The organism is Pseudomonas sp. NPDC077408 (genome assembly GCF_050269105.1).
GTDB lineage: Bacteria > Pseudomonadota > Gammaproteobacteria > Pseudomonadales > Pseudomonadaceae > Stutzerimonas.
The window spans coordinates 504,558-522,023 of sequence record NZ_JBNNHS010000002.1; the positions used below are offsets into that span (position 1 = coordinate 504,558).

At 60.4% G+C, this 17,466-nt stretch carries 9 protein-coding genes; 4 read left to right on the forward strand and 5 right to left on the reverse strand.

All coding sequences use genetic code 11. The annotated features are described in order from the left end of the window. Nucleotides 1-23: 23 nt before the first annotated feature. Both ilvE and glnE read right to left on the reverse strand, forming a co-directional pair. Nucleotides 24-947 (reverse strand): branched-chain-amino-acid transaminase, encoded by a 924-nt coding sequence (ilvE, locus tag ACQKEK_RS07390; protein ID WP_128121672.1) that lies wholly within the window; start codon nt 945-947, stop codon nt 24-26. A 43-nt stretch (nt 948-990) separates the two neighbouring features. Next, nucleotides 991-3,936 carry a bifunctional [glutamate--ammonia ligase]-adenylyl-L-tyrosine phosphorylase/[glutamate--ammonia-ligase] adenylyltransferase gene (gene glnE / locus ACQKEK_RS07395; protein ID WP_128121671.1) on the reverse strand — a complete coding sequence of 982 codons (2,946 nt, stop codon included), beginning with the start codon at nt 3,934-3,936 and terminating at the stop codon, nt 991-993. 276 nt (nt 3,937-4,212) lie between these two features. Between glnE and aceE the strand changes: the two genes are divergently transcribed. Both aceE and aceF read left to right on the forward strand, forming a co-directional pair. Next, complete coding sequence (aceE, locus tag ACQKEK_RS07400) at nt 4,213-6,858, forward strand: pyruvate dehydrogenase (acetyl-transferring), homodimeric type (protein ID WP_499141832.1); 2,646 nt, start codon at nt 4,213-4,215, stop codon at nt 6,856-6,858. 27 nt (nt 6,859-6,885) lie between these two features. After that, entirely contained in the window at nt 6,886-8,895 is a 2,010-nt protein-coding gene (aceF, locus tag ACQKEK_RS07405) for a dihydrolipoyllysine-residue acetyltransferase (RefSeq protein WP_499141834.1), read from the forward strand. 68 nt (nt 8,896-8,963) lie between these two features. Here the strand turns inward: aceF and ACQKEK_RS07410 are convergent, their stop codons facing one another. Continuing rightward, nucleotides 8,964-9,491, reverse strand: coding sequence for a hypothetical protein (locus ACQKEK_RS07410; RefSeq protein ID WP_181690048.1), 528 nt, complete (start codon nt 9,489-9,491; stop codon nt 8,964-8,966). A gap of 110 nt (nt 9,492-9,601) precedes the next feature. Between ACQKEK_RS07410 and ACQKEK_RS07415 the strand changes: the two genes are divergently transcribed. Together ACQKEK_RS07415 and msrA are read left to right on the forward strand one after the other, a co-directional pair. Then, nucleotides 9,602-12,277 (forward strand): sensor domain-containing protein, encoded by a 2,676-nt coding sequence (locus ACQKEK_RS07415; protein WP_499135588.1) that lies wholly within the window; start codon nt 9,602-9,604, stop codon nt 12,275-12,277. Between the two features lie 94 nt (nt 12,278-12,371). Further along, nucleotides 12,372-13,019 (forward strand): peptide-methionine (S)-S-oxide reductase MsrA, encoded by a 648-nt coding sequence (msrA, locus tag ACQKEK_RS07420; RefSeq protein WP_128121667.1) that lies wholly within the window; start codon nt 12,372-12,374, stop codon nt 13,017-13,019. 543 nt (nt 13,020-13,562) lie between these two features. Here the strand turns inward: msrA and ACQKEK_RS07425 are convergent. Both ACQKEK_RS07425 and ACQKEK_RS07430 read right to left on the reverse strand, forming a co-directional pair. Then, complete coding sequence (locus ACQKEK_RS07425) at nt 13,563-15,341, reverse strand: acyl-CoA dehydrogenase C-terminal domain-containing protein (RefSeq protein WP_128121666.1); 1,779 nt, start codon at nt 15,339-15,341, stop codon at nt 13,563-13,565. 220 nt (nt 15,342-15,561) lie between these two features. Next, the gene (locus ACQKEK_RS07430; RefSeq protein ID WP_128121661.1) at nt 15,562-17,355 is read right to left on the reverse strand and encodes an acyl-CoA dehydrogenase C-terminal domain-containing protein; all 1,794 of its coding nucleotides are present in this window, start codon (nt 17,353-17,355) and stop codon (nt 15,562-15,564) included. Between the last annotated feature and the right edge of the window lie 111 nt (nt 17,356-17,466).

Here is a 17,466-nt window from a genome sequence, read left to right on the forward strand (position 1 = left end):
GTTCGCGGCAGCAGCCCTTGCGCTTATTTGACCAGCGTACGCCACTCGGGGTGCGCCTCGGTCTTGCCGGACACCAGATCGAAGTAGGCTTTCTGTACTCGCTCGGTGACCGGACCACGACGACCAATACCAATGTTGCGACCGTCCACTTCGCGGATCGGCGTGACTTCAGCGGCGGTGCCGGTGAAGAACGCTTCGTCGGCGATGTAAACCTCATCACGGGTGATGCGCTTTTCCACCACCTTGATGCCCAACTCGTCAGCCAGGGTCAACACGGTGCCGCGCGTGATGCCATTAAGGCAGGCGGTCACTTCTGGCGTGTAGATCACGCCATCTTTGATAATGAAGATGTTCTCGCCCGAGCCTTCGGCTACATAGCCTTCCGGGTCCAGCATCAGCGCTTCGTCAGCGCCGCCAGAAATCGCTTCCTGCAGGGCCAGCATCGAGTTGATGTAGGCGCCGTTGGATTTGGCGCGGGTCATGCTGATGTTGACGTGATGGCGGGTAAAGGAGCTGGTGCGCACCTTGATGCCCACCTCAAGCGCTTCGTCGCCCATGTAGGCGCCCCAGTGCCAGGCGGCAACGATCACGTGGACCTTCAGGCCGCTGGCGCGCAGCCCCATGCCTTCGGATCCGTAGAAAACCATCGGGCGAATATAGGCGCTTTCCAGATTGTTCTCGCGAACGGCGGCGCGGGTGGCCTCGTTAATTTCTTCTTTCGAAAACGGCATCTTCATATTCATGATGTGCGCCGAATCGAACAGGCGATCAGTGTGCGCCTGCAGGCGGAAGATAGCGGTGCCGGCTGGCGTGTTGTAAGCACGCACGCCTTCGAACACGCCCATACCGTAATGCAGGGTGTGAGTCAGTACATGTGTGGTCGCATCGCGCCACTGCACCATCTCACCGTCATACCAGATCACGCCATCACGATCGGCCATCGACATTGTTGCCACCTCAAGATTCGAAAAATGCTGTTTGCCGACGAGATCAGCTGAGCCCCAGCTCACGCCAGATGCGCATCACCGCGCGACGCTCGTCATGAAATTGATCCCCGCTTACCACGCCAGGCAGTTTCTGCAGTGATTGCCGGTGGGCCGCAGCGCGGTATGCCTTGTAGGCATCCTGCAGCAACCGAACCTCATCGCCGGTCATCAACCCGGCCTGCTCCAACCCATCGAGAATGCGGATATTGTCGGTATAGCGCAGCAGTTGCGGATGCTGGTGCGACCACGCCAAAGCCGCGTATTGCACCATAAATTCGATATCCACGATACCACCGGCGTCCTGCTTGAGATTGAACTCACCCTCCGCCAAAAAGGCTTTGTCAGCCATGCCGGCCTGAGTGGAGCGGGTCCCGAGATTGTCACGCATCTTGGTGCGCATATCGCTGACTTCGCCGCGCAGCCGTTCGAGATCACGCGAGCGCCCGAGCACCGCAGCACGGACTTTTTCGAAATCCTTTGCCAGCTGTGGACAACCGACCAACACTCGGGCCCGCACCAACGCCTGATGCTCCCAGGTCCAGGCCTCCTCGCTCTGGTAGCGACTAAAGGCATTCAGCGAGCTGACAAGCAAGCCGGATACGCCCGACGGACGAAGGCGCATGTCGACCTCGTAGAGCTGGCCGGAGGTGGTCTGAGTGGTCAGCAGATGAATGATGCGCTGCCCCAGGCGGGTGAAGAACTGTGCGCCATCGATGGGCTTGGCACCGTCGGTTTCGGCGTTCGGGTCGCCGTCATGGATGAACACCAGATCCAGATCAGAGCCATGACCAAGCTCGATTCCACCAACCTTGCCATAGCCCAGGATGATAAAGGCCGGATCGCACAGCGAACCGTCGGCACGCCTCGGCTGGCCGTGCCGCGCGACGGTGTGGCGCCAAGCCAGGGCCAGCACCTCTTCGAGAATGGCCTCGGCGAGCCAGGTCAAGTAATCGCTAACCTTCATCAGCGGCAAGGTGCCGGCGATCTCGGAAGCCGCAACCCGCAGTCGGTGCGCCAACTTGAAGTGGCGCAGCGCTTCCATCTGTTGCTCGAGGTCGTCCTCGGGAATGCGCGCCAGCCGCTCGCGCAATTCGCCAGCGAGTTCCGGCGCCAGCGGCGGGCTGAACAGCCGCCCCGCGTTGAGCAGCTCGTCGAGCAGCAACGGAAAGCGCGCGATCTGCTCGGCGATCCATGGACTGCCGGCGCAGAGCTCGAGCAAGCGCTGCAGGGCGCCGGGATTTTCGGTCAGCAACACCAGATAGGCGGAGCGACGTGCGACCGCCTCGACCAGCGGCAATACGCGCTCCAGCACCAGATCAGGATCATCCTGCTCAACCGCCTGAGCCAACAACCGAGGAATGAAGGCATCGAGACGCTCGCGGCCGAGACGCTGCATGGTCCGCACCTGATTGCCGCTACGCAAAGCCGCGAGTCGCTGGCAGGCGGTCTGACCGTCGCGAAAACCCGCATCGCTCAGCTGACGGCAGGCAAATTCCTCGTCCCAATCCTGCTCCCACAATGGCAGCCACTCGCCACCTGCCAACGACTCGCCTTCGGCGTTTTCGTCTTCGTCGGGATCGGCAATCACCTGACGGAAATGCCAATCTACTCGACCGCGCCAATGAAGAAGCTGCTGATGGAAGGCTTCCCAATCGCTGAACCCCATGATCAAGGCGACGCGATCACAATCGATCTGGTTGTCCGGCAGCATCTGTGTTTGGCGATCATCGATGGCCTGCAGCGCATGCTCGGTGTAACGCAGGAATTCATAGGCTTCGCGCAATTCCTCGACCGCAGGAGGCGGCAGATAGCCCTGCCCGGCCAGGGTTGTCAGCACCTTAAGCAAGGGCCGCTGCTGCAAGCTCAGGTCGCGCCCCCCGTGGATGAGCTGGAAAGCCTGAGCGATGAATTCCACCTCGCGAATGCCACCCGAGCCCAGCTTGATATTGGCGGCCATACCCTTGCGCCGCACTTCCTGCTGGATCAGCTGTTTCATGGTGCGCAGCGCATCGATCGCGGAAAAATCGAGGTAGCGCCGATAGACGAAGGGCCTGAGCATTTCCAGCAACTCCTTGCCGGCCGCTTCGCTGCCGCCGACCACCCGAGCCTTGATCATGGCGTAGCGTTCCCAGTCGCGCCCCTGGTCCTGGTAGTACTGTTCCAGCGCATTGAAGCTCAGCACCAGCGAGCCGGACGAGCCATAAGGTCGCAGCCGCATGTCGACGCGAAAGACAAAGCCGTCCAGGGTCGGCGCATCCAGCGCCTTGATCAGCCGCTGACCGAGGCGAATGAAGAATTCCTGATTATCCAGTGAACGCTTGGTCCCCACAGTTTCGCCGCCTTCCGGATAACCGAAGATTAGATCGATATCGGATGACAGGTTGAGCTCGCGCGCGCCCAGCTTGCCCATGCCAAGGATGACCATCTGCTGCGCCTCGCCGCTGCGCCGACCGATCGGCATACCGAACTGCTCGCAATGGCGCTCATACAACCATTGATAGGCAAGATCGATACAGGCGTCAGCCATGTCGGACAAATCGCCGCAGGTCTCGGCGAGATCAGCCTGACGAGTAAGGTCACGCCAGATGATTCGTACCTGTTGGCGGTTGCGGAACCGGCGTAGCCGATTGGCCAGACTCTCCTCGTCCGGGCAGTCGCTGAGCAGCTCTGCGAGCACTGCACGCATTTCGCCCGCCTCCAACGATCGCTCCAGCAACCCGCTCTCGGCCAACTGGAGCAGCAATTCAGGATCTCGGCTAACCTGTTCGCTGACAAAGTCGCTGGCGGCGCAAACCCGACCGAAAGCCTCACGACGCATCGTCGGCCATGCCAAGAACCGCTGTTCAGCCTGCTCCGATGAGTCGCGCAGAGCGCCGAGGAACGTCTCCTCGGCACGGGTGACCAAAGATTCAAGCGACGGCGGCAGTGCAACCAGCGATGGCAAACTCATGAATGTTTCCTTAGCGCAAGAATGGCTAGAGGGATAGCGAAAACGTCCGGACTAGAGCCCCTGACGCCGGAGCCAGCCAGCTAGGCCAGCTCGCCGCGATGTAGTTTTACTACGAAAGAATGTGACAGGGGGCTGAATCAGCCGCGGTTTTGTAGTAAAACTACAGAGCCCGGCTCTACCCCCGGCAAACATCCAAGAACATATACGCGCCGGCCCACAAAGCCGGCCGCGAAGCAGGCAACCGATTCTGGAAGCCTTTCCGCCCTGGAGCAAGCCATGCAAGATCTCGATCCCGTCGAAACCCAGGAATGGCTGGACGCCCTCGAGTCAGTTCTCGACCGCGAAGGCGAAGACCGCGCCCACTATTTAATGACCCGGATGGGGGAGCTGGCCACCCGTAGCGGCACACCGCTGCCCTACGGCATCACCACGCCGTACCGCAACACCATCCCCGTTACCCGCGAAGCCAAGATGCCCGGCGACCTGTTCATGGAACGCCGCATCCGCTCTTTGGTCCGCTGGAACGCGCTGGCAATGGTGATGCGCGCAAACATGAAGGACCCGGACCTGGGTGGACATATTTCCACCTTCGCCTCCAGTGCGACGCTCTACGACATCGGCTTCAACTACTTCTTCCAGGCGCCTACTGAAGAGCATGGCGGCGACCTGATCTACTATCAGGGCCACGCCTCTCCGGGCATCTATTCGCGCGCTTTCCTCGAAGGCCGCCTGAGCGAAGACCAGATGCTCAACTTCCGACAGGAAGTGGATGGGCAAGGTCTGTCGAGCTACCCGCACCCGCACCTGATGCCGGACTTCTGGCAGTTCCCGACCGTATCCATGGGCCTGGGCCCGATCACCGCGATCTACCAGGCGCGCTTCATGAAGTACCTGGAAAATCGTGGCTTCATCCCGAAGGGCAAGCAGCGCGTCTGGTGCTTCATCGGCGACGGCGAGTGCGACGAACCGGAAACCTTGGGGGCCATCTCCCTGGCTGGCCGTGAAAATCTCGACAACCTGGTGTTCGTCATCAACTGCAACCTGCAGCGTCTGGATGGCCCGGTCCGCGGTAACAGCAAGATCATCCAAGAGCTGGAAGGCGTGTTCAAAGGCGCAAACTGGAACGTCAACAAGGTCGTCTGGGGCCGCCTGTGGGACCCGCTGTTCGCTGCCGACGAAGACGGCCGCATGCAGCGCCGCATGGACGAGGCAATCGACGGGGAATACCAGAACTACAAGGCCAAAGACGGCGCCTATGTGCGCAAGCATTTCTTCGGCGCTGACCCTGAGCTGCTCAAGCGTGTCGAGAGCATGTCCGACGAGGAAGTCTGGAAGCTCAACCGCGGCGGCCATGACCCCTACAAGGTCTATGCGGCCTATCACCAGGCGGTCAATCACAAAGGCCAGCCGACAGTCATTCTGGCTAAGACCATCAAAGGCTACGGCACCGGTGCCGGTGAGGCGAAGAACATCGCCCACAACACCAAAAAGGTCGATATCGACAGCCTGAAGTTGTTCCGCGATCGCTTCGACATCCCGGTCAATGACTCGCAGCTCGAAGAACTGCCGTTCTACCGTCCAGCCGAAGACAGCGCCGAGATGCGCTACCTGCGCAAGTGCCGCGAGAAACTCGGTGGTTCCTTGCCGCAGCGCCGACCGAAGAGCTTCAGCATCCCGACGCCGCCATTGGAAACCCTCAAGGCGGTGCTTGACGGTTCCGGCGATCGCGAGATTTCCACCACCATGGCTTTCGGCCGGATCCTGTCGCAGCTGGTGAAGGACAAGGATTTGGGCAAGCGCATCGTGCCGATCCTCGCCGACGAGGCGCGCACTTTCGGTATGGAAGGCATGTTCCGCCAGCTGGGCATCTACTCACCGGTCGGACAGCTGTACGAGCCGGTCGACCGTGATCAGGTGATGTACTACCGCGAAGAAAAGGATGGCCAGATCCTGCAGGAAGGCCTCAACGAGGCCGGGGCGTTCTCCTCGTTCATCGCGGCGGGTACTGCCTATAGCAACTACAACCAGCCGATGCTGCCGGTCTACATCTTCTACTCGATGTTCGGCTTCCAGCGGATCGGCGATCTGGCCTGGGCGGCGGGCGATGCCCAGACCCGCGGCTTCCTGTTGGGCGGTACCGCCGGGCGCACGACGCTCAATGGCGAAGGCCTGCAGCACGAGGACGGCCACAGCCACATCCTGGCCAGCACCATCCCCAACTGCCGCAGCTATGACCCCACTTACGGCTACGAGCTAGCGGTGATCATGCACCACGGCATGCACGAGATGATGGAGCAGCAGAAGAGCGTCTACTACTACATCACCGTGATGAACGAAAACTACCAGCAGCCGGCCATGCCGCAGGGCGTCGAAGACGGCATCCTAAAGGGCATGTACTTGCTCGAGGAAGCCAAGGGCGACTTCAAGCACCGTGTGCAGCTGCTGGGTTCCGGCACCATCCTGCGTGAAGTGCGCGCTGCGGTGGACATTCTCGCCAAGATGGGCGTGGGCGCCGACGTCTGGAGTGTCACCAGCTTCAACGAGCTGCGCCGTGATGGCCTGGCCGTGGATCGCTGGAACCGTCTGCACCCGACCGAAGAGCCGCGCAAGAGCTATGTAGAGCAGTGTCTGGAAGGTCGCGAAGGTCCAGTCGTGGCGTCTACCGACTACATGAAGCTGTTCGCCGATCAGATTCGTCAGTGGATCCCATCACGCGAATACCAGGTGCTGGGTACCGACGGCTTCGGCCGCAGCGACTCGCGCGCCAAGCTGCGTGACTTCTTTGAAGTCGACCGTCGCTGGGTTGCCGTCGCGGCACTGCAGGCACTCGCCGATCGCGGCGCCATCGAACGCACGGTCGTGGCCAATGCCATCACCGAGTTCGGTATCGACCCCGAGAAGCGCAATCCTCTGGATTGCTGATGCTGCGTGCGCACAGGAGAACCTATTGTGAGTGAAACCATACGCGTACCCGACATCGGCAGCGGTGAGGGTGAAGTAATCGAGTTGTTCGTCAAGGTCGGCGACCGTATCGAAGCCGACCAGAGCATCCTGACGCTCGAATCCGACAAGGCCAGCATGGAAATCCCGGCGCCTAAGGCGGGGGTGGTGAAAGCCTTGAAGGTCAAGCTGGGCGATACGTTGAAGGAAGGCGACGAGCTGCTGGAGCTTGAGAGCGAGGAAGAGCCGGACAGCGAGACACCGGCAGAAGACGCCGCCGAGCCGGCCGGTGCCGCTACCGGCGGCCCGGCAGATGAAACCGAGGCGCCTACCCCTCCGGGCGATGAAGCTCCGTCGGCATCAGCCGAGGAAGGCGAATCGCAGGAGATCAAGGTCCCGGACATCGGATCGGACGGCAAGGCCAGCGTCATTGAAATCTCGGTCAAGGTCGGCGACACCATCGCCGCCGAGCAAGCGCTGATCACCCTTGAGTCCGACAAGGCCAGCATGGAGATACCCTCCCCGGCTGCCGGCGTGGTCGAGAGCATTTCGGTGAAGGTCGGCGACGAAGTTGGTACCGGTGATCTAATCCTGATCCTCAAGGGCGCCGCTTCGAGCAAGTCGGCAGCGGCCAGTGCGCCGGACAGCCAGGCGCAAAGCACGGCCAAGGAGAAACTGACCGAGCAGGCCGCAGAAGCACCTGCCGAAGCTGCAGGCGAGTCCGTGGAGGAGGTTCGTATTCCGGACATCGGGTCCAGCGGCAGCGCCAAGGTCATCGAAGTCATGATCAAGGCCGGCGACAGCGTCGAGGCGGATCAATCACTGATCACGCTGGAGTCGGACAAAGCCAGCATGGAGATCCCAGCGCCCAAGGCTGGTGTGGTGGAATCGCTGTCGATCAAGGTCGGTGACGATGCCAAGACCGGCGACCTGATCCTGACCTTGAAGGTGGCTGGCGCAGCTCCGGCGAAGAAGGCCGAGCCAAAGCCGCAGCAGGAAGCAGCGCCCCAGCAGCAGGCCGTTGCACCGAATAAGCAAGGCGTACCGGAGGCCAAGGCAGCCTCGACGCCAGCCCCGGCCGTGAGCGGACCGAGCAAGGCCGGTACCAAAGTGCACGCCGGTCCGGCAGTACGCATGACCGCCCGGGAATTCGGGGTGGAACTGGCTGACGTCACGGGCACGGGGCCCAAGGGGCGGATTCTCAAGGAAGACGTCCAGGCCTACGTCAAGAGCATGATGACCACGGTCAAGCAGGCTCCAGCCGAAGGCGCTGCGGGTGGCGCGGGTATTCCGCCGATCCCGACCATCGATTTCAGCCGCTTCGGTGAAATCGAAGAAGTGCCCATGAGCCGCCTGATGCAGGTCGGTGCCGCCAACTTGCATCGCAGCTGGCTCAACGTGCCGCACGTGACCCAGTTCGAGTCGGCTGACATCACCGAATTGGAAGCTTTCCGTGTCGCGCAGAAGGCGATCGCGGAAAAAGCCGGCGTCAAGCTGACCGTGCTGCCGTTGCTGCTCAAGGCGTGCGCGCATCTGCTCAAGGAGTTGCCGGAGTTCAACGCTTCACTGTCACCAAGCGGCAAGTCAGTGATCCGCAAGAAGTACGTGCATGTCGGCTTCGCGGTCGACACTCCGGACGGCTTGATGGTCCCTGTGATACGCAACGTTGACCAGAAGAGCTTGTTGCAGTTGGCAGCCGAAGCGGCAGAGTTGGCCGAGAAAGCCCGCACCAAGAAGCTATCGCCCGATGCCATGCAAGGGGCCTGCTTCACCATCTCCAGCCTCGGCCACATTGGCGGCACCGGCTTTACGCCGATCGTCAACGCGCCGGAAGTGGCAATCCTCGGTGTATCCAAGGCGGCAATGCAGCCGGTTTGGGATGGCAAGGCCTTCCAGCCTCGCCTGATGTTGCCGCTATCGCTGTCCTATGATCACCGCGTCATCAACGGCGCCGCGGCCGCACGCTTCACCAAGCGTCTGTCCGAGCTGCTGGCTGACATCCGCACCATGCTGTTGTGATCGGATGAGCAACAAAAAACCCGCCATCTGGCGGGTTTTTTTGTGTCACCTAACACCGTGAGGCGCCATCAGCCTTTCTGCAAATTGCGGAACAGAAATGACAGAGCCTTCGCCAGCTCCTCGGCACCCTTGGGATCGCGCAGGATGGTTAACCAAGGATCGCCACCCGTCTTGCCGGCGAAGGTGCACACGACACCCTGCGGCGGGCATTGGTACTGGATGTAGGGGTCCATGCCGAACACCGAGAAACCTCTATTACGCACGGCGACATTGCCGGACGCATCCCGGCGCTCCTCACGAATGCGCAACTCACCCGGAGCACCAACGCTGATCTGGTATTCGAGGTCCTCTGGGTTGGCCTGCCCCACTTGATAGGCCGCCCGCAATCCATAGGTTTTGAGCAGTGCATTGCTATGAGCAAGCAGCGCTTTTCGTTCGTCCGTGGTCAGGTAAAGCGTCTTGAGCTCGGCCAGATATCGCGACGGTTCATCCGAGCCCAAGGTATTTGATTCGGCAGCTTTGAGCTGTCCGGTGGCGATCAGGAAGATCGAGATCAACAGTAACTTTGATAGCCGACTTGTCAGTCCCTGCTGCATGATGCACCCTTGCGGTGATTAATATTATTTAGCCATCGCCGCGCCGTAAAAAGCGTCTAAGCTGCGGCTAACGAAGCGACTACCGCAGCATACTGGAAGCAAACCGCTCGATGAAAATACATACCGATGCCGCCAGCCGTTTGGCGACCGAGGTTGTGACGCAGTTGCCAGTGCCTTCGAGGCTGGGCATGCTGCGCTTCGAGCGTTTGAATGAATCCAGCTGGGCGCTGCTGTTTCTAGACCCTGCCTGCGAACGTTATCTAGGCCAGCCCGCGCAGGATCTCTGTTCCCTGATCGACTCGCCTTACGCCAGCCTCATGGAACCGCAGGTTCGCCTTAAGCTTCATGACGTTGTCCAAGCCCAGCTCGCAACGCTGGGCCACTATTCCATCCGGTATTGCCTGCACACCTGCGGTGGGCCGCTGGATATGTTGGAAATCGGTGAACTCTGCCAGCAGTATGGTCGAGATCTGGTCCGCGGCTACCTGATTGTCGAACCCCATGCAGCGGAAGCCTCCCCTGCGCTGGAAGCCGAAAATGCGAAGCTGCGGTCGACCCTGGAGTTTTATCAGCAGGCCCAGGATGAGCACCTCGAACACCTGATCCGCTCCCGTGCGCAGCAGAGTCTGATTGTGCGCCTGGCCCGGCACCGGTACAGCGCAGCCGACCCGCAGCTCGAGGCCGCCCAGCTGATCACCCAAGCCGCCAGCGAAGCCTACGGGATAGCCCGCGCGTCGATATGGCATTTGAAGGGTAATCATCTAGAAGCCATCGCCGCCTACTGTCGCGACAGTGGCAGCCTCGAATACCCTTCATCGTTGGAAGTGTCGGGCTGTCCGCGTTATATGGAGGCGCTGCACAGGGGGCGAGTGATCGATGTGCAAAACATCGCCGAAGACGCCCGGACCGTGGAACTTGCGCAAGCTTTTTTCAAACCACGGGGTATCACGTCGATCCTTGACGCAACGATACGGGTCGGTGGTGAGGTGTTTGGCGTGCTCTGTCTAGAACACTCCGGTTGCGTCAGAACCTGGCATGCCGACGAGGTGGCGTTCGCTGGTGAACTGGCCGATCAGTATGCGCAGGTGCTGGCCAATCAGCAGCGCGTCAGTGCGACTTACACATTGCACCTCTTCCAGCGCGCGGTCGAACAGAGTGCCAGCGCGTTCATTCTGGTCGATCGTGATGGCATCGTCGAGTACGTGAATCCGAGCTTCACCTCTATCACCCAGTTTTCAGCCGATGAGGTTCGGGGCCGCCGCCTAGCCGAGCTTACCGCCTTGGAAAACCTCAGCGAATTGCTGTTCGATACCTCGTCGGCCTTGTCGCAAAGCAACAGCTGGCAGGGTGAATTTCGCAGCCGCCGAAAGAATCTTGAGCCCTATTGGGGGCAGCTGTCGATTTCCAAGGTGTTCGGTGAGAGCGGTGAACTCACGCATTACATCGGCATTTACGAAGACATCACGCAGAGCAAGTTGGCGCAGCAGCACATCGAGCGCCTGGCCTATACGGATAACCTGACCAGCCTCGGAAATCGGCCGTTTTTCATTCGCAGCATAGAAGAGCGCTTCGCCACCAACAAAGAACCGCAGCTGTGTCTGTTGCTGGTGGATATCGACAATTTCAAGCGCATCAATGACAGCCTCGGACACCAAACCGGGGATAAATTGCTGGCCAGCCTGGCTCGCCGTCTACGCAACAGCCTCAACCGGGACAGTGTGCTTGCACGCTTCGCCAGCAACGAGTTCGCGCTCCTGCTCGACAACATGGACCTTGAAGAAGGCCGGCTCCTGGCGCATCAAGTGCTGCGCATCCTCGACAAACCCCTGTTTGTCGACAAACAGCTGATCAGCGTCAGCGCCTCCCTGGGCCTGGCCTGTTCGCCGCTGCATGGCCGCGATCCCGAGACGCTGATGAAACACGCCGGCCAAGCCCTGCATAAAGCCAAGGCCAACGGCAAGAATCAGGTCCAGGTGTTTACCGAAGCCTTGCACGCCGAGGCCAACTACAAGCTATTCGTCGAAAACAATCTGCGCCGTGCGCTGGTGCAGAATGAGCTAGAAGTCTTCTATCAACCCAAGCTCTGCCTGCGCAGCGGTCGGCTCCAGGGACTGGAAGCGCTGCTGCGCTGGAACCACCCGGAAAAAGGCATGATCCGCCCTGATCAATTCATCGGCGTTGCCGAAGAAACCGGGTTGATCATCCCGATAGGCAAGTGGGTAGCACGGGAGGCCTGTCGAATGGGGCTACAGCTCGCAGCGCTGGGCATCGGCAATCCACAGGTCGCGATCAACCTGTCGCCCAAGCAATTTTCGGATCCCGACCTGGTCGGCTCAATCGCCGCCATTCTTTCCGAAGAACAGCTACCACCCGACCGTCTTGAGCTGGAGCTGACTGAGAGCCTACTGCTCGAAGCGACCGAAGAGACCCGCCAGCAACTGATAGGGCTTAAGGCACTCGGGGTCACGCTGGCAATGGATGATTTCGGTACCGGCTATTCGTCGTTGAGCTATCTGAAGAAATTCCCCATCGATGTGATCAAGATCGACCGCAGCTTTATCAAGGACATCCCGGACAACCAGGACGATATCGAGATCACCTCAGCCGTTATCGCCATGGCCCGCAACCTCAATCTCAAGGTGGTTGCGGAAGGTATCGAGACAGTAGAACAACTGACCTTCCTGCGCCATCAGCGCTGCGATATCGGGCAGGGTTACCTGTTCGACAAGCCCATCCCCGGCGACCAGCTACTGACCTCGCTACGCCGATACCCGCACTGGCTCTAACGGTCTGCGCCTACCGTCCGGGCACATGCGCGTTGGATTTGTCAGCTTGGTAGCCTAGGCTAGCTGAAAACACGCCCCAGGCTCGAGGACCACAATGACCCTGCGCTCGCAAATTCTCGTTCATAAACAAGCGCTACCCGATGCAGGACAAGCCCTGCCCGGACGCGCCACCCCAGTTCCGGTACCCGCAGCTCACTTCGTCAGCGGTAACCCGCTGCAGCCCCCATTCCCGGCGCACCTGCAGCAGGCGATGTTTGCAATGGGTTGTTTCTGGGGGGCCGAACGGCGCTTTTGGGAGCAGCCCGGGGTATGGACTACCGCGGTGGTCTATGCCGGAGGGCACACGCCAAACCCCACCTACGAAGAAGTCTGTTCCGGTCTTACAGGGCACACCGAAGCCGTGCTGGTGGTGTTTGACCCACAACAGATTTCTTACGACAACCTGCTCAGGCTGTTCTGGGAGGCGCACAACCCGACCCAAGGCATGCGCCAAGGCAACGACATCGGCACCCAGTATCGCTCGGCAATCTACTGCTTCAGCGCCACGCAACTCGAAATGGCGCGCGACAGCGAAGCGTGCTTCCAGACAGAGCTGAACAAGCACGGGCTTGGAGGCATCACCACGGAAATCGCCGACCTACCGGCTTTCTACTACGCAGAGGCCTATCACCAGCAATATTTGGCGAAGAACCCTGGCGGATACTGTGGCCTTGGAGGCACAGGCGTCTGCATGCCAGCCTGAAAACTGCACTGCGTCGATGCTGGGGCTAATCAGACGCTAGGGGAGGCAAGCGCAGCCTCCTGCCAATGTCTTTTGCGGTGGCGTTGCGCCCGGACAGCTTCCCCAGCTTGTCCGCGCTCCGCCAACTTCATCTGGATCGAGCCGCCAAGCCGCCGCGGCACACAGACATCCATCTACCGGCCCGTGACGCCTGGCTTCTCTGCCCTTTAAAAAAGAAAACCCCGCCGAAGCGGGGCCTTTGCAGACTGAAACTGACATCCGTGACTTACGCCTTCCTGGCGTCGTTCCGCTACGCGTCCGTTTTGTGTCTAAAGCGCTTCCCTACGCGGCGTCCATGGCGGCAAAGACTACCGATCGGCCTGGAAAACCTGTAGTAGCAGTTCGCACCACGGCTTGTAAGCATTCACTTACGCACGAAACCTGCCTTGGTCCCGCGTGTAAGCAATTGACTACAAGCGATGCAGATCTATGACTGAACTGGTGGCGCATTGTTCCCTAAAGATGGCTAATTAATTTCATTATGCCTTCACGGATGGATCTCTCTTAGAACTGCGCAGCATCGAGCAGATACAGCGAATCGCTGCCGGCTCGGACCGAGGCGCTCAACGAGTGAATGCGAGGCAACAGACGTGCGAAATAAAACCGCGCTGTGCCGAGCTTGCTGGCGTAGAAATCGTCTTGCTTTTCCTTGCCCAGCGCGGCTTCTGCCATTCTCGCCCACATATAGGCGTAGGCCGTGTAACCGAATACATGCAGGTATTCGACCGAGGCTGCGCCGATCTCGTTGGGGTTGCGCTTTGCGCTATCGATGACGAAGGCCGTGAGTCCGTCAAGGTTCTCCAGTGCTGCCTTCAGTGGAACAGTGAACTCGCCGAGTTCACTGCTCGCAGCCGCACAGTAGCTTCGGATTTCCTCCGCAAACGCGTTGTACAGCTCGCCGCCACTGCCCACCACCTTGCGCCCGAGCAGGTCCAGCGCCTGGATGCCGTTGGTACCTTCGTAGATCTGGGTGATCCGACAGTCGCGGACCAGTTGCTCCTGCCCCCATTCCCGGATAAAACCGTGGCCACCGAAGATCTGCTGACCATGGACGGTGGTTTCCAAACCCATATCGGTGAGGAACGCTTTAGCCACGGGCGTCAGCAGAGCCACCTGCGCCTCGGCGCGCTGACGTGCTTCGGCATCATCACCGAACTTGGCGATGTCCAGCTGCAGGGCGACATAGCTGGAGAAGGCGCGCCCGCCTTCGTTCAGCGCTTTCATGGTCAGCAGCATGCGGCGCACGTCTGGATGCACGATGATCGGATCGGCGGCCTTGTCTTGCGATACCGGCCCCGTCGGAGCGCGGCTCTGAATGCGCTCACGGGCGTACTCGATGGCACTCTGGTAAGAACGCTCGCCGGTGGAGAGCCCCTGGATGCCAACGCCCAGACGCTCGTAGTTCATCATGGTGAACATGGCGGCCAGTCCCTTGTTGGGCTCGCCAACCATCCAGCCCGTGGCGCCGTCGAAGTTCATGACGCAAGTCGCAGAGGCCTGGATACCCATCTTGTGCTCGATGGAGCCGCAGCTCAGGCTGTTGCGCTCACCCAGGCTGCCGTCTTCATGGACCATCACCTTGGGCACCAGGAACAGCGAGATACCGCGCGAGCCGGCCGGTGCGTCGGGGAGCTTGGCCAATACCAGATGGATGATGTTGTCGGTGAGATCGTGCTCGCCGCCGGTGATGAATATCTTGGTGCCGCTGACCTTGTAGGAGCCGTCCGCCTGAGGCTCTGCCTTGGTTCGGATGATGCCCAAATCGGTCCCGGCGTGGGGCTCGGTCAGGCACATGGAGCCGGACCAGACACCGGCATACATGTTTGGCAGGTACTTCTGCTTCAGCTCTTCGCTGGCATGGGCGTAGATTGACAGGCAGGCTCCGGAAGTCAGCATTGGGTAGAGACCGAACGCCAAACTGGCAGAGTTCATCATTTCCTCGACCTGCGCCGAGATCGCTTTCGGCATGCCCATGCCGCCGTAGGCTGGGTCGCCGCCTACACCGACCCAGCCGCCTTCGGCGTAAAGGCGGTAGGCCTCTGGGTATCCAGCCGGAGTGGTTACCGCGCCGTCGACCCAGCGACAGCCTTCCTCGTCACCGCTGCGGTTGAGCGGTGCGATGGAATTCGCAGTGATCTTGCCGGCCTCCTCGAGGATGGCTTCGGCGGTTTCCGCATCGACGACTTCCGCCAACGCTGGCATCGTCTGCCAGAGCTTCGGGGCGTCGAAGACTTCATTTAGGACGAAACGCATATCGCGCAGGGGTGCTTTGTAGTCAGCCATGAAAAAGACCTCGCAGAAAACATCTCACCCGGCCGATTGGCCGCAGCAGTTTCGCGAGTCTAACTGAAGACCAATCGGCGCCCGAAGCGTCTTTAAATGACTGATCGGTTCTCACTCCGACGCTACAGGCAGCCACGCTTGCTCGCCCGGAATCCACAAGCCCCGACTGAGATCGCCCAAAAAAAAGCCCGCACGAGGCGGGCTGTAAATTACCGGTGGGTCAGAAAGCGAATTGGTCAGCGGCCAGCTTCATCAGGCTTGCACTTCCGGCCTCGATGGCCGCTTTGTGGGCTGCGGTGCGCGGAAGCAGGCGAGCAAAGTAAAATTCGGCGGTGGTCAGCTTAGACTGGTAGAAAGCCGTGTCGCTGCCCGCCTCGTCCAGCTTGCTCTGAGCCACCACAGCCATGCGCAGCCAGAAATAGCCCAGGATCAGGTACCCGCAGTACATCAGATAGTCCACCGAGGCTGCGCCGACTTCGTCAGGATTCTTCATCGCTGCCATGCCGATTCGTGTGGTGATCTCGCCCAGCTCGCGATTGAGGCCAGCCAGTTGTGTCACGTATTGCTGCAGCTGAGGATGCTGCCCGTTGGCCTCGCAGAACTTGTGCACCTGCTTGGTGAAACCGAGCATCAGCTTGCCCTGGCTCCCCAGCACCTTGCGCCCCAGCAAATCAAGCGCCTGGATGCCGTTGGTGCCCTCGTAGATCGGGGCGATACGGCAATCACGCACGAGCTGCTCCATACCCCACTCCCGGATATAGCCGTGGCCGCCAAACACCTGCATGCCGAGGTTAGTGACCTCAAGCCCGGTGTCGGTCATGAAGGCCTTGCAGATCGGAGTGAGGAAGGCGAGCAGGTCCTCGGCTTCCTTGCGCTTGTCGGCGTTGGGGCTGTGTATCTGATCGAGCAATTGTGCGGTGAAGTACGCCAGGGCACGGTTACCCTCGTTGAAAGCCTTCATCGTCAATAGCATGCGCCGCACATCAGGATGCACGATGATCGGGTCGGCCGGTTTCTCAGGAAACTTCGCGCCGGTCAGCGCGCGCATTTGCAAACGCTCGTTGGCGTACTGGATCGCGCCCTGAAAGCTCGCCTCTCCACTGCATAACCCCTGCATACCAGTCCCCAGCCGGGCATGGTTCATCATCGTGAACATGCAGTTGAGACCTTTGTTGGGCTCACCGATGAGGAAACCCGTGGCGCCGTCGAAGTTGATGACGCAGGTCGCCGAGGCCTTGATCCCCATCTTGTGCTCGATGGAGCCGCAGGCAACAGCATTGCGGTCGCCTGCTTCGCCGGCGGCATCAGGCAGGAACTTGGGTACGATGAACAGCGAAATCCCCTTGGTGCCAGCCGGGGCATCGGGGAGTTTGGCCAGAACCAGATGCACGATGTTCTCGCTCATGTCGTGCTCGCCGGCCGAGATGAAGATCTTCGTGCCGCTGATCGCATAGCTGCCGTCAGCCTGCGGTACCGCGCGAGTCTTGATGATGCCCAGATCCGTGCCGCAGTGGGATTCGGTGAGGCACATGGTGCCGGTCCAGCGGCCCTCGGTCATCCGGGTCAGGTAGGCCTGTTTCTGCTCATCGGTGCCGTGAGCCCCGATTGCCGCCATGGCACCGTGGGTCAGTCCGGGATACATACCAAAGGAGGTATTCGCCGAGCCGACCATCTCGCCAACGACCAGCCCCAGCGAGTGCGGCAGGCCTTGTCCGCCATAGGCAGGATCCGAGGCCAGGCCCATCCAGCCACCTTCTGCGTACTGCGCGAAGGCCTCCTTGAAGCCTTTTGGGGTGACGACCACGCCGTCATCGAAATGGCACCCTTCCTCGTCACCGCTGCGGTTGAGCGGCGCCAGAACCTGTTCGCAGAACTTGGCGCCCTCCTCGAGAATCGCGCTGACCGTGTCTGGCGTGGCGTCTTCGGCACCATTGGCCGCATAGCTGCCATGAAAGTCGAACACTTCGTCGATCAGGAAGCGCATATCGCGCAGGGGAGCTTTGTAAGCGGGCATATCGATCTCCAGGACGGCACTGTGCATTGTTATGCCCGCCACGCTACCGGCAGATCGACCCGCTCGCCATCACATTGCAGGCGCTGAATGCGCCACCATAACCACCGGCTG